At 60.9% G+C, this 13,748-nt stretch carries 13 protein-coding genes and 1 tRNA gene; 10 read left to right on the top strand and 4 right to left on the bottom strand.

From position 1 onward, the window contains the following. Positions 1-70 precede the first annotated feature (70 nt). On the top strand, positions 71-901 hold the full coding sequence (locus ACUCV3_RS12285) for a 23S rRNA (adenine(2030)-N(6))-methyltransferase RlmJ (protein WP_048936328.1): 831 nt from the start codon (positions 71-73) through the stop codon (positions 899-901). A gap of 306 nt (positions 902-1,207) precedes the next feature. Here ACUCV3_RS12285 and ACUCV3_RS12280 read toward each other — a convergent pair whose 3' ends face one another. Then, a complete protein-coding gene (locus ACUCV3_RS12280) occupies positions 1,208-1,396 on the bottom strand; it encodes a hypothetical protein (protein WP_048936327.1) in 189 nt (62 codons plus the stop codon). On the opposite strand from ACUCV3_RS12280, the gene ACUCV3_RS12275 reads away from it, so the two are divergent. After that, the gene (locus ACUCV3_RS12275) at positions 1,397-1,609 is read left to right on the top strand and encodes a hypothetical protein (RefSeq protein WP_048936326.1); all 213 of its coding nucleotides are present in this window, start codon (positions 1,397-1,399) and stop codon (positions 1,607-1,609) included. 349 nt (positions 1,610-1,958) lie between these two features. Here the strand turns inward: ACUCV3_RS12275 and ACUCV3_RS12270 are convergent, their stop codons facing one another. Beyond that, a complete protein-coding gene (locus ACUCV3_RS12270; RefSeq protein WP_482240658.1) occupies positions 1,959-2,309 on the bottom strand; it encodes a hypothetical protein in 351 nt (116 codons plus the stop codon). A gap of 77 nt (positions 2,310-2,386) precedes the next feature. On the opposite strand from ACUCV3_RS12270, the gene ACUCV3_RS12265 reads away from it, so the two are divergent. Genes ACUCV3_RS12265 through ACUCV3_RS12255 form a run of 3 tightly spaced genes read left to right on the top strand, consistent with a single transcriptional unit; the run spans position 2,387 to position 5,745 of the window. After that, positions 2,387-3,958, top strand: a complete 1,572-nt coding sequence (locus ACUCV3_RS12265) for a recombinase family protein (protein ID WP_482240657.1) — start codon at positions 2,387-2,389, stop codon at positions 3,956-3,958. 3 nt (positions 3,959-3,961) lie between these two features. Continuing rightward, complete coding sequence (locus ACUCV3_RS12260; protein ID WP_482240656.1) at positions 3,962-4,855, top strand: plasmid partitioning protein RepB C-terminal domain-containing protein; 894 nt, start codon at positions 3,962-3,964, stop codon at positions 4,853-4,855. After that, on the top strand, positions 4,852-5,745 hold the full coding sequence (locus ACUCV3_RS12255) for a plasmid partitioning protein RepB C-terminal domain-containing protein (RefSeq protein WP_482240655.1): 894 nt from the start codon (positions 4,852-4,854) through the stop codon (positions 5,743-5,745). The genes ACUCV3_RS12260 and ACUCV3_RS12255 overlap by 4 nt, the downstream gene beginning before the upstream one ends. 63 nt (positions 5,746-5,808) lie before the next feature. On the opposite strand, the gene ACUCV3_RS12250 is transcribed toward ACUCV3_RS12255, so the two are convergent. Both ACUCV3_RS12250 and ACUCV3_RS12245 read right to left on the bottom strand, forming a co-directional pair. Continuing rightward, positions 5,809-7,014 (bottom strand): DUF6538 domain-containing protein, encoded by a 1,206-nt coding sequence (locus ACUCV3_RS12250; protein ID WP_482240654.1) that lies wholly within the window; start codon positions 7,012-7,014, stop codon positions 5,809-5,811. A 95-nt stretch (positions 7,015-7,109) separates the two neighbouring features. After that, a tRNA-Ser gene (locus ACUCV3_RS12245) sits at positions 7,110-7,199 on the bottom strand. Between the two features lie 146 nt (positions 7,200-7,345). Here ACUCV3_RS12245 and hspQ point away from each other — a divergent pair. The 5 genes from hspQ (at position 7,346) to ACUCV3_RS12220 (ending at position 13,737) form a co-directional block, all read left to right on the top strand. Beyond that, on the top strand, positions 7,346-7,717 hold the full coding sequence (gene hspQ, locus ACUCV3_RS12240; RefSeq protein ID WP_004210078.1) for a heat shock protein HspQ: 372 nt from the start codon (positions 7,346-7,348) through the stop codon (positions 7,715-7,717). After that, on the top strand, positions 7,674-8,462 hold the full coding sequence (locus ACUCV3_RS12235) for a GDSL-type esterase/lipase family protein (protein WP_279728175.1): 789 nt from the start codon (positions 7,674-7,676) through the stop codon (positions 8,460-8,462). Before hspQ ends, ACUCV3_RS12235 begins: the two co-directional genes overlap by 44 nt. 120 nt (positions 8,463-8,582) lie before the next feature. After that, positions 8,583-10,517 (top strand): OPT family oligopeptide transporter, encoded by a 1,935-nt coding sequence (locus ACUCV3_RS12230; protein ID WP_375187069.1) that lies wholly within the window; start codon positions 8,583-8,585, stop codon positions 10,515-10,517. A gap of 145 nt (positions 10,518-10,662) precedes the next feature. Beyond that, entirely contained in the window at positions 10,663-10,803 is a 141-nt protein-coding gene (locus ACUCV3_RS12225) for a hypothetical protein (RefSeq protein WP_017499045.1), read from the top strand. A gap of 132 nt (positions 10,804-10,935) precedes the next feature. Next, positions 10,936-13,737, top strand: coding sequence for a TonB-dependent receptor (locus ACUCV3_RS12220; protein ID WP_279728174.1), 2,802 nt, complete (start codon positions 10,936-10,938; stop codon positions 13,735-13,737). Positions 13,738-13,748 lie beyond the last annotated feature (11 nt).

Here is a 13,748-nt window from a genome sequence, read left to right as displayed (position 1 = left end):
CGGCCACAACTTCGCTTTGCAGAAGGTCCGGCAGCTCGTCTAAAGGCAGGCCGTCAGGATCTGAAACACAATGAATTATCGCCATTCCTTCCATGCGGGCAACAGCGCCGATGTGGTCAAGCACAGCCTGTTGATCGCCCTGATACGGGCCTTGCAGCACAAGCCGGGCGCGCTCACGCTGATCGACACCCATGCCGGTTGCGGCCTGTACGACCTTGGCGGCGATGCCGCTCAACGCACCGGCGAGGCGACGCAGGGCGTGCTGCGGGCCTTTGCCGACCAAAACCCCTTGCTGGACGACTATCGCGCCGCCGTGCGGGCGGTGAATGTAGGGGACGAGCCGCAGCTTTACCCCGGCTCGCCGCGGTTTCTGGCACAGCTTTTGCGCCCGCAGGATGTCCTGATCCTCAACGAGAAGCACCCGGAAGACGCTTACACCCTGCGCGGCGTGATGCGCGGGACCAGCGCTGCCGTGCATGAACGCGACGCCTACGAATTGTGGCTGGCCATGGTGCCGCCCCGCACCGCGCGCGGCGTGGTGGTGGTCGACCCGCCCTATGAGCAGACGGACGAACGCGCCCGCATCACCGCCACCCTCGCCGCCGCGCAGCGTAAATGGGCGCATGGCGTGACGGTAATCTGGTTTCCGCTGAAAGACTACGCCACGCATGCGCGGTGGAAGGCGCAGTTGCGCAAGCTCGGCATCCCGAAATTTCTGTGCGTGGAGCATTGGCTATATGATAGCGAGCAACCCGGCATCTATAACGGTGCGGGCCTTTTCATCGTCAATCCGCCCTACGCTTTCACGCAGGCATTACCGCCCATGTTGGAGGCCTTTCGCACGGCGTTGGCCCCCGAAGGGCATCGGGGCGAGATTCTCGCCGATTGGTTGAGCGACTAGGATAAGCCCAAGCCCACTCTTCCTCCAGAGCGAGCATTGCCGCGCTCCAGATTGCAGGCAGACTGGATCGGGCTGATCGCTTCAACACGAAGTTCGCCGATCATATCGCCAAAGCCGCAGCCCGCAGGCATAAGGAGGCGGCAGAGATGATGCGCCTCCAACAGCCCATCCCTTCCCGGAATTGTGCAGCGCACAACCGCGCTTGGTTGAGCATTCCGACACCTCATCCGCTCCGCATTCCGCTAATGGAGCCGGCATGGGTGCTGCCGCGATCGCCAAGACCATGGGGATCGGTCGGGCATCGGTCTATCCGGCACTGGCTGACTGATCGGCATCCTCCGGACCCCCGTCTTCACCGCCGACGGTCGTTACCAGCATCAGGCCGGGATCATCTCGCCCGATCGTCGACCCGACATCGTCAGGCCACATCGTCATCCGCCGACCATCACCGCCCATGCTCTGGGCGACCGTCAGCGACATCATGGAGATCAGCATATGGCATCACGTTCGAAGCCGAAGGCAACGTCGGCCACCCATGCTGCTGCCCATGATCAGGGGGAGAGCGTCGCCGGGATCATCGAACATATCGATAGCGACGCCGGGGACGATGGCGAGGAAATGATGGCCGAGGACGCTGGTTCACCGCAGCCCTCCAGAACCACCCGACGGACCCCCGCCACCCGCTCCACCTGCCTCGCATCGCCTTGATCTCCATCATGACGCTCGATCCTCCGGCGTGATGAAATCTCGCGTGATCATGCCGGTTGATGCTCAGCGGCGAATAGTTCGAAGCCGAGCGCGTCCGTCGAACTGGGGCTACACCCGCGCGCTACAGCCTGATAGCGATGCTGTTATCGACAGGCGCGAATCACGCGAAATCGCGGTAGGCTCAAAGCCTCCCTCCCTCTCCGCCAATCTTCCCGTAAGATTGTGAGATAAAACGATTTCTTTCTGATTCACGGCTGCCGAGCGTTCAACCGCTACACAACGGTGCTAGTCGATGTTGACGCCACCCATTGATTTCGTCGCTCCGCATTCTCGTCACCACGAAATCAAATCACATGACCTGATCAAGCGCAGCAATTGTTTCCGCCAGTGCACGCCTAAGCGATATCAAACTTGCACCAAGCGACATTTCCGGCCTTTCCGCCATCAACATCATCGCTTTTAGCACCGCATTGGACTCTCGCGCCAGAAGGATCAGATGCACGCTGCTGGGAGCATTGGTGCCATTCAGCCAGTTTTTCGCCGTGCGATCACTTACGCCCGTCCACTTCATAATCATCTTCGGGCCGTTGCGCGCCGATCCAAACTCGACCTTGAGAGCCGAGGCGATCACCTTCGCGAACTCACTATCCGTCAGCGTGTCACGGCCGACTGGAAAAGGCCTTCCCTTCTTTGGAAACATGTTGCCGTCCCTTTGCTGTTAGGGACGTAAGAGCACCTAACGAAGGTGTATGCAGGCAACATCGAGGCGCGAGCACGATGGTCATTGAGTGGAAGATAGCCAATGATGCCCGATCAGATGGCCCACCGCCAAAACGGGCCGCTGAATATGTCCGCATGTCTACCGATCATCAGCAATACTCGACTGACAATCAGGCGGCCGCAATTCGCGCCTATGCCGAGAGACGGGGATTCGAGATTGTCCGCACCTATGCCGACGAAGGCAAAAGCGGCCTGCAAATTGGCGGACGCGATTCCCTCCAACAGCTTCTCGCCGACATTGACGGCGGTAAGGTCGATTTCGAGGCTATACTTGTTTACGATGTGAGCCGCTGGGGCCGTTTCCAAGACCCCGACGAAGCCGCATATTACGAACTGCGCTGCAAACGCGCCGGGATCACCGTTCACTATATTGCCGAGCAATTCGAAAATGACGGCACCATCGGTTCGTCAATCATCAAAACCGTAAAGCGGGCAATGGCCGGAGAGTATAGCCGGGAATTGTCGGTCAAGGTGTTCGCGGGCCAATGCCGCCTTATCAGCCTTGGCTATCGGCAAGGTGGCGCACCGGGCTTCGGGTTGCGGCGGATGCTCGTCGATGAGCGCGGCCAGCACAAAGGCGTGCTTGATCGGGGCGAGCACAAGAGCATCGCCACGGATCGGATCGTGCTGGTGCAGGGACCGGTGGAAGAAGTCGCCATCGTGCACGACATTTACCGGCAGTTTGTTGAGGACGGCAGAACGGAACGGCAGATTGCCGATTGGCTCAATGCCCAAGGCATCCTGTCCGACCTCGGACGCGCGTGGACCCGTAGCGCTGTCCATCAAATCCTTATCAACGACAAATATGCTGGTCACAATGTCTGGGGCCGCACATCCTTCAAGCTGAAAGCCCGCCACGTCCGCAACGATCCATCGGACTGGATCAGGCACGACCGCGCCTTTCCCGCCATCGTGCCGCAGGCGCTGTTCGATCAGGCCCGGCTTATAATTGAGGAACGGTCCAAGCGCCTGACAGACGATGAAATGCTCGCATTGCTGTCCGAAATCCTGAAGAAGAACGGCTATCTTTCCGGCCTTATCATCGACGAATTCGAGAACGGGCCGTCCAGCAGCGCCTTTCAGGCCCGTTTTGGCAGTCTGTTGCGCGCCTATTCTCTGGTGGGATTCAACCCCGACCACGATTATCGCTACATCGAGATCAACCGCGCCCTGCGCCGAATGCACCCGTCGATTGTCAGGAACGTGATCGAGGGCGTGCGCGCCGAAGGCGGCACCGCGATCCAGAACCTTGAAGATGACATGCTGCTAATCAACGATGAGATCACCGCGTCCATCGTCATCGCGCGGTGCAAGCTGACACGCGGGGGCTTCCGTCGCTGGAGAATCCGGCTCGATGAGAGCTTGCGCCCGGACCTCACAATCTGCGTCAGGATGAACGAGGACAATATGAACGCGCACGACTTCTACATACTGCCGCGCATGACACTCGCCGAAGGCATACTACGGATGGCCGATCACAACGGGCTGTCGCTCGACGCTTTCCGCTTCGACACACTGAACGGCTTTTTCGCCTTAGCGGAACGTGTGCCGTTCCCGCAAGCAGCATAGACCGTGGCACTCCCGGCCCAGCGTGTCGAGATGATCCCGATTGACCGGGTCACCGTCGTCAACCCGCGCCTTCGCAACAAAAAGGTATTCAAGGGGATCGTAGAGAACATCGCCGAAGTGGGCCTCAAGCGTCCGATCACCGTCACCAGCCGTCATGGCGAGGACGGCCCGCTCTACGATCTCGTATGCGGGCAGGGCCGCCTTGAAGCCTTCCGGCAACTCGGTCAGAGCGAGGTGCCCGCGCTAATCGTAACCGCCGATCAGGAAGATTGCTTAGTTGCAAGCCTCGTCGAGAACTGCGCCCGCCGCCAGCATCAGGCCGTAGACCTGCTGCAAGACATACTCGGGATGCGCGAGCGCGGTCATTCCGACAACGAGATCGCCGCCATGACCGGGCTGTCCACCAACTATGTTTACATCGTGGGACGGCTGTTGGAACGCGGCGAGCGGCGACTCGTCGCCGCCGTAGAGGCGGGCTATCTCCCTATATCCGTCGCGCTGGAAATCTGCGAAGCCGACGATCAGGGCGTGCAGGCCGCACTTCATAAGGCATACGAAGAAAATCTCCTGCGCGGTCGGGCGCTCATTGCGGCGCGGCGCTTGGTTGAAGTGCGTAAACGCTCCGGCAAGGCGGCCAAGCTTGACAAGCTGGTTGGCAAGAGCGCGGCAACGACGCCCGAAGGGCTGGTGAAAGCCTTTCAGGAGGATACCGAACGCAAACGCATGATGATCCGCAAGACGGAGGCCACTCGCAACCGCCTTGTCTTTATTGTCGAGGCGCTGAGCCAATTGTCGAACGACGAAGGGTTCGTCGCGCTTCTCGAAGATGAAGGTTTGTCGACAATACCAACAAGCCTTGCGGATCGGATTCAGAAAGTCAGGATCAGCGTGCAATGACCCATGGTGATCGGCCGCGCAAAATCAAACTGGCCTTTGAACCGACCAGCTTGCGGATTCCGCTCGGCGAAATCCAGCTTCTGCGCGCGATGCCGGAGACAACGAGGAAGTCGCCCAAATATGGCCAGATCGCCGCCTCCATCCGCGAGGTCGGCATTATCGAGCCGCCCGTCGTCATCCTCGTGCCGGGAAAAGAGGAGCGCTACCGGCTGCTTGATGGTCACATCCGTATCGACGTTCTGAAAGCGCGTGGGGACAAGGATGTTGTCTGCATTGTGGCCACCGCCGACGAGGCCATCACTTACAACAAGCGCATCAGCCGAATGGCGATCGTTCAGGAGCACAAAATGATCCTGAAGGCACTTGAAAAGGGCGTTTCAGAGGAACGGCTTGCACGCGCACTCAACGTCAACATATCTAGCATTCGCAGCAAACGAAGCTTGCTGGATGGCATTTGCGATGAAGTGACGAAACTGCTGCAAGACCGGATGGTGCCGCTCAACACGTTTCGTGAAATGAAGAAGCTGCGTCCAATGCGGCAAATCGAAGTGGCCGAAACTATGATCGCCATGAACAGATTTTCATGGCCTTACGCCAAATCGCTCGTCGCCGCCACGCCGCTGCACCTGTTGACCAGCGAAAAACAGAAAGTCGTGCGAGGTCTTAATGAGGAGCAGATCGAGCATATGGAGCGGGAGGCAACCAACGTCGATCGCGAGTTTCGGATGATCGAACAGAGCTACGGCATGGATCATCTCGATTTGGTGTTAGCGACTGGCTATCTTGCTCGCCTGACTGGGTGCGTGCGCGTCGTTCATCATCTTGCCCGCTACCATCCGGAATTATTGGCGGAGTTCCAACGGATCGTGCAACTTCGTGACGCGGCATAGCCGTCTTGTGCGCGGTCAGCATTCCTCAATTGAGCGATCCTTCGAGGCAGGTAACGCCAAATATTACAACTCAATTCTAGGCATCCGATCGATCGCCGCAGCAAGCGTCTCAAGCGGCCAATCTCCATACTGCTCTCCGATCGAGCGTGGGGCATGTCCTTGAAGCACGTCTCGGATTTCTGGATCGATACCAACTCGCCGAGCCGAGGTTTTGAATAAATGCCGCCAAGCATGATTTGGCTGAATCTGTGGATCATCGACGCCAAGTTCACGAACCCACCTCGCCAATCGTTCCCCCACCTTCTTGTGATGCGGATGAGCAGGATCACCGCCTCGACCCAACGACCGGTTAAAGAAGACCGGCCCGTCTCCATAGGCACGCGCCATTTCCACCACCCCCTGCTCAATCAAATGAGGATGCAGAGGCACGAGCCTAGCGGAACCCGATTTCGTTGTTCCCGCTTCTGGCGTGATGCAAATTGCCCACACCCCGTCCCGATGGATGAAATCACACCCCCGAAGCTGCGCAATCTCGCCCACACGTGCCCCCGTATACGCGCACAGAAAGGGCACCCAACGCCGAGCGCGCCGGTGGGCTTCAGAGACATTTCCATGATCTCCGGCGAGCGCTGCCCGGAGGATCGTTTTTGCCTCAACGTCCGTGAATCCTCGCTCACGCAAACGTGCGGGCTTCGCCACCCGCACCGAAATGCCGGTCACCGGGTTCGCCGATATTTTCCGGTTTTCTATAGCCCATCCATACACAACCTTGAGGCCCGCTAGATAGACCTCCCGCACGCTGCGGCCGGAGATACCAGATCGAAGTAACTCCTCCTTCCAACGGACGATATCATCCGCCGACACCCTCGCCGCGTCATCATGGCCGACCCATCTCTTGAAATGAGCGAATACAGGCCTCCAGCGCTTGATCGTCGAAGCAGCAGGTTTCCGTTCGAGCAGATAGCCGTTGATGATTGCCTCGAATGGCACCTTTTTGGGTGCTGGCGCTGGATCGATCAGACGAGCCTGAGAGATCATTACCGGCTTCGACGGTGGCGCATCATCTTCGTCAAGCCGCCCCTCACGCGCAGCCTCGATCCGAGATTGAAACCTGACGATCACCGAAGCGGCCCGACGATTAGCCTCTGATCGAGACACTCGTCCCAATCGTTGAGTGAGATTGGATTTTCCGATGATCGACTGAAGCGTTTTCGGGACGGTCATGCGGACCTCGAAACCACCATCTGTGGTCGCCCGGAGATATGTCATCGATCTCATTCTGTAGCACCGTTGTGTAGCGGTTGAACGCTCGGCAGCCGTGAATCAGAAAGAAATCGTTTTATCTCACAATCTTACGGGAAGATTGGCGGAGAGGGAGGGATTCGAACCCTCGGTACCCTCACGGGCACGCCGCATTTCGAGTGCGGTGCATTCGACCACTCTGCCACCTCTCCGCAGAAGACCGGAAGCATTGAACCACAAGGAAAAATGCCGCCCCGATCGGGTCGAGGGGCGCCCATTAGCGAATGATTCCATCCTTGCCAAGCACCCTTTTCGGTATTTTTCTTGTCTCCCTGCGCGGGCACCCTAAATTGGTCATATGAAAGTCACGATTCAGAATATCGGTACCGGCATCACCGCCCCGCCGGTCGTCCATGCCCGCTTCAGCATCGGCGATGTCCTCAAGCATCGCAGCTTCGGCTTTCGCGGCGTGGTGTTCGACATCGACCCGGTCTTCGCCAACAGCGAGGAATGGTATGAATCGATCCCCGAACATGCCCGCCCCGACAAGCAGCAGCCCTTCTACCACCTGCTCGCCGAAAATGGCGAGAACAGCTATGTCGCCTATGTCAGCCAGCAGAATCTGGTGGCCGACGACAGCGAGGAGCCGGTCGATCACCCCGCGATCACCGGCCTGTTCGGCGATTATGCGGATGGCAAATATCAGCTGCGCCCGCGCCACCGGCACTGAGCCGCACCGGCGGGCGGCGCTGGGCCTTGCCCTGCTGCTCGCCGCGGCCGGGCCGTTGCAGGCTGCCCCGTTGCCGACGCAGGCCCCGGCGCCGGACAAGGTCGCGGTTCCCAATGCCGACCCGACCTTCCCCTTCTCCAACGAGATCGCCGCCTTTGCGAAAGCGGAAGCGGCCGGCCCGCCAGTCGCCGACGCCACGCTGTTCCTGGGCAGTTCCAGCATCCGCCTGTGGGACATCAAGGGCAGCTTCACCGATATCGGTACGGTCAATCGCGGCTTTGGCGGCGCGACCACGCCCGACGTGCTGCATTATTACAAGCGGCTGCTGCCCAAGGCCAAGCCACGCTCGATCATCGTCTATGTCGGCGAGAATGACCTGGCCGCCGGCGCCACGCCGGACAAGGTCGCTACCGACGTGCTGACCCTGCTGCGCCAGCTTCGCGCCGACTATCCCAGGGCGCATATCGCCTATCTCTCGCTCAAGCCCAGCCCGATCCGCTGGACGCTCTGGCCCCAGATGGCGGCGGTCAACATGACCGTTTCGGCGCGCAGCAAGGCGATGAAGTTCGATTATCTCGATGTCGGCCGCCCCTTGCTCGCCACCGACGGCCTGCCCGATGCATCGCTGTTCCGCGCCGATGGTTTGCACATGAATCTGCGCGGTTACGAGCGCTGGACCAGGCTGGTCGATGCCTATCTGGACCATGCCGTGCTGGCGGATGCGAGCGCCGGCCGCGATTCCTGACCGTCCTGCCGGCCAGTTTAAGATTGATCCAAGCGCCAGCAACATTATTACCAGCCGCTTGATCGATCGACTGGCGAAGGGAAAAGAGCAGTGACAACCGATTCGGCCAAGGCCGTGCCGATGGCGGAGCTGACGCTACGCGGCGTCATATTGGGCGCGCTCATCACCCTGCTGTTCACCGCCGCGAACGTCTATCTGGGCCTCAAGATCGGCCTGACCTTCGCCACCTCGATCCCCGCCGCCGTCATCTCCATGGCGGTGCTGCGCCTGTTCGCGACCGGCACGATCCTGGAAAACAACATCGTCCAGACCATCGCATCGGCCGCCGGCACGCTCTCGGCGATCATCTTTGTGCTGCCGGGCCTGGTCATCATCGGCTGGTGGCAGGGCTTCCCCTATTGGCTGTCGGCCTGCACCATCGCGCTGGGCGGCATATTGGGCGTCATGTATTCGGTCCCGCTGCGCCGCGCGCTCGTCACCGGATCGGACCTGCCCTATCCCGAGGGTGTCGCTGCCGCCGAAGTGCTGAAAGTCGGCGCCGGCTCGCGCGAGGGCCTGGAAGAGAATAAGCGCGGCCTGGCCGCCATCGTCATGAGTTCGATCGCCGCCGCCGGCTTCTCGATCATCGCCAAGACCAAGATCCTGGCCGAGGAAGCCGCCACCTTCTTCAAGCTGGGCGCGGGCGCCAGCTCGGTCTCGACCAGCTTCTCGATGGCGCTGATCGGCGTCGGCCATCTGGTCGGCATCTCCGTCGGCGCCGCCATGTTCGTCGGCCTGCTCATCAGCTGGGTCGGCATCGTCCCCTATCTCACCAGCCCGCTGCCCGCCGGCGCGGACCTGGCCGATCTGGTCGGCACCACCTTCCGCATGAAGGCCCGCTTCATCGGCGCCGGCACGATCGGCATCGCCGCGATCTGGACCCTGCTCAAGATTCTCGGCCCGATCATCAGCGGCATCCGCTCCGCCCTCAACGCCGCCAAGGTGCGCAAGTCGGGCGATGCCGGCACGCTGGACATCACCGAGCGCGACCTGCCGATCGGCATCGTCTTCGGCACCATCCTCGCCTCGCTGGTGCCAATCGCCGTCCTGCTGTGGATCTTTGCCCAGGGCGGGCCGATCGCCGCCAACCCCGTGCCGATCATCGGCCTGACACTGGCCTATATCCTGGTCGCCGGCATCGTCATCGCCTCGGTCTGCGGCTATATGGCGGGCCTCATCGGCGCGTCGAACAGCCCGATCTCGGGCGTCGGCATCCTCGCCGTGCTGGGCGCGTCGCTGATCCTCGCCGCCATCTATGGCTCGGGCCATCCCGAACAGAGCCAGGCGCTGATCGCCTATGCGCTGTTCACCACCGCCATCGTCTTCGGCGTCGCCACCATTTCCAACGACAATCTGCAGGATCTGAAAACCGGCCAGCTGGTCGGCGCGACGCCGTGGAAGCAGCAGATCGCGCTGGTGCTGGGCGTATTGTTCGGCGCGCTGGTGATCCCGCCGGTGCTTGACCTCCTGAACAGCGCCTTCGGCTTTGCCGGCGCGCCCGGCGCCAAGGCGACCGCCCTGCCCGCGCCGCAGGCCGCGCTCATTTCCGCGCTCGCCAAGGGCGTGCTGGGCGGCGATCTCGACTGGGGCCTGATCGGCTTTGGCGCTGGCATCGGCGTGGTCGTGGTCGCGCTGGACGAACTGCTCGGCAAGACCGGCAAGATGCGCCTGCCCCCGCTCGCGGTCGGCATGGGCATCTATCTGCCAATGGCACTGACCTTGCTGATCCCGGTCGGCGCGGTGATCGGCCATTTCTACAATCGCTGGTCGCTGCGCCAGGCGAACCCGGAATTTGCCGAGCGCATGGGCGTGCTGATGGCCACCGGCTTCATCGTCGGCGAAAGCCTGTTCGGCGTCGCCTTTGCCGGCATCGTCGCCTCGACCGACAGCGACGCGCCACTGGCGCTCGTGGCCGAAAGCCATTGGGCGGTGCCGCTGTCGGTGCTGATCTTCGCCGGCGTGATCGCCGCCCTTTATGCGCGCCTGCGCCACTGGGCGACCGCGCCGCTCGCCTGACGAGATGAGATGGGGCGACCGACGCCAGGTCGCCCCATTCTTCAAAATCCTACGACAATAGAATGGATATGGGCCGACCTGCGGCTCGAAACCCTATGTCCGGCGGTTTAATTCTTCAGCATCACCCAAAGGCTGGAGAGCCCACATGCCACCCGAATTCCTGATTGCCATCATCTTGTGTATCGGCGCCGTCTTTTTCATCGACCATATGGCGCGGCTCGAAAAAGGCGGCCGGCTGCACCATCGTGGCGGCCTGTCCCGGCGCAGCGGCCGGCGGCGCGACTGAGCGCCCTATAATGTGGCCCCTGCATCACGTCACATAAGTTACATTTTTCAGACTTTTAACTGCAATCATATTGCCATGAAGCCGTAAGGACTCATCGCCAATGGCCTCCCCAACCGAAGGGGAGCATTCACCATGAAGACCTTGTTCCGTGGCGCGAGCCGCGCCGCGATCATCCTTGCCACCACCATGCCCGTCGCCGCCCTAGCCGGCACAATCAGCGGCACCGTGTCCGACGGCACCGGCACCCGTGCGCTGCAGTCGACCCAGCTGCGCATCGTCGAAAATGGCCGCATTGCCGAAGCCGGCCGTGACGGCTCCTACCGCTTCCCCGACGTCGCGCCGGGCACCTACACGATCGAAGCCCGCTACACCGGTGCCGACCCGGTGCGCACCACCGTCGTCGTGCCCGCCACCGGCGATGTCGATGCCGACATCCGTATCGGCTCGAACGTCGATGCGTCGATCATCGTCGTCGGCCAGGTCGCCAACCAGGCATCGGCCCTGTCGCGCCAGCGCGCGGCCGACGGTGTCGAAAGCGTCCTGACCCGCGACGCGATCGGCCAGTTCCCCGACCAGAATGTCGCCGAATCGCTGCGCCGCCTGCCCGGCGTCAACATCATGAACGACCAAGGCGAAGGCCGCTTCGTCTCGGTTCGCGGCCTCGACCCGGAACTCAACGCCGCATCGGTCAACGGTGCCCGCCTGCCCGCCCCGGAAAGCGATGTTCGCTCGGTCGCGCTGGACGTCGTGCCTTCGGAATTGATCGAATCGATCGAAGTGAAGAAGTCGCTGACCCCGGACATGGACGCCGACACGATCGGCGCCTCGATCGAGATCAACACCACCAGCGCCTTCGACCGCAAGAAGGATCTCTATTCGGTCAAGCTGGAAGGCAGCTATAACGACTATGCCGACGCCGTAACGCCCAAGGGCAGCGTCGATTTTGCCACCCGCCTCAGCGACAATTTCGGCATCTCGGGCGGCTTCAGCTATTACAAGCGCAAGTTCGAGACCGACAATATCGAAGCTGCGGACTGGACCACCAGCGACGACGGCATCGCCTATGCAGAAACGCTGGAATATCGCGATTATGACGTTCAGCGTAAGCGCATCGGCGGCACGCTGAACCTGGACTGGAAGCCGTCCGACACCACCAAGCTTTATGCCCGCGGCATCTACAACCAGTTTGAAGACCATGAATATCGTCGCCGCCTGACCTTCGTCCTGGATGAGCAGCCCGCTTCGGGCGATGCGGACAGCGCCAACTTCACCGACGAGGATGGCCGCATCGAAGTGCGCCGCGATCTCAAGGACCGTTTCGAGCGTCAGCGCATCAAGTCGCTGGTGCTGGGCGGCACCACCGAAACCGGCCCGTGGAAGCTGACCTATTCGGGTAGCTGGTCGGAATCGACCGAGAAGGAAAAGGGGTCGATCGACCCGATCCGCTGGCGCGCCCGGTTCGACGGCGATGGCGTCGATGTCGGCTTCAACTATGCCGATCCGCGCGTGCCGACCTTCAATGTCACCAGCGGCGCCGACCTGTTCAACGACCCGTCGGAATATAGCTTCAACCGCGTCGAGCAGACTGCCCTGTCGGACTCGCGCGACCGCGAATATGCGCTGAAAGGCGATGTATCGCGCGCCTTCGCCACCGACGGCGGCACCTTCACCGTGCAAGCCGGCATGAAAGCCCGCTGGCGCAAGAAGAGCTATAATTTCAACATGAACTATTATGGCGATGCCGATCTGGACCTGGCCGATGTGCTGGGCGCCCAGACCTATCGCCTGTCCGATCTCGGCCCGCTGCCCGGCAAGGGCCAAGCTACCGATTATTTCTACAACAATATCGGTGAGTTCGAACTCGATCCGATCACCAGCGCCTATGAATCGGCAGCGCAGGATTACAGCGCGAAGGAAGATATCCTCGCCACCTATCTGCTGGGCCGTTGGGATAGTGAGAAGGTCCGCATCATCGGCGGCGTCCGCATGGAGCAGACCCGCAACGTGCTGCGCGGCAATGTCACCGAATATGAACTGGATGACGAAGGCGAAACCACTGGCGTCATCTCGACGCCTAATGTCTTCACCAAACATTATACCGACTGGCTGCCCAGCCTGACCGCCCGCTTCGAACCGAGCCAGGGCCTGGTGTTCCGCGCCGCCGCCTACAAGAGCCTGGTCCGTCCCAAGCTGTCGCAGCTCGCACCGCGCTTTATCCTCGACGAGGATTATGCTGCCGAGTTCGGCAATCCGAACCTGAAGCCCTATCGCGCCTGGAACTTCGATGCCTCGGCCGAATGGTATTTCTCGAACAATGGCGCACTGAGCGCCGGCCTCTTCTATAAGTCGATCAAAGACTATAGCGCGCAGGTCCGCGACTTTGATGACGGCGTCTATAATGGCGTCGCCTATAGCGAGGCATCCTATTATGTGAATGGCGACACCGCCAAGGTGAAGGGCGTCGAACTCTCGTTCAGCCAGGTGCTGAACTTCCTGCCGGCGCCGCTCGATGGCTTCCTGGTGAACCTCAACTACACCTTCACCGACGCCGACGGAAAGATCACCAGCTACGACCGGGACGACAACGCCTATACCCGCAAGATCGGCCTGCCCAATGCTTCGCGCCACACCTTCAATGCGGTGCTGGGCTATGAAAAGGGTCCGATCTCGCTGCGCGCCGCCGGCACCTATCGCAGCAAATATCTGGACGAGATCGGCGATGGTCCGGACACCGACCGTATTGTCGACAACCACTTCCAGCTCGACCTGAGCGCGAAGTACAAGATCCTGCCCGGCGTCCGCCTGTTCGCCGACTGGGTCAACGTCAACAACGCCAAATATTTCGCCTATCAGAATTTCGAGGGCAGCAAGCGCCTGCTCCAATATGAGGAATATAACTGGACCGCGAAGTTCGGTATTTCCGCCAGCTTCTGATCCCGTTCGAT

The organism is Sphingobium sp. VMM, from assembly GCF_056790315.1.
This window is presented reverse-complemented; position numbering and strand designations above follow the sequence as displayed.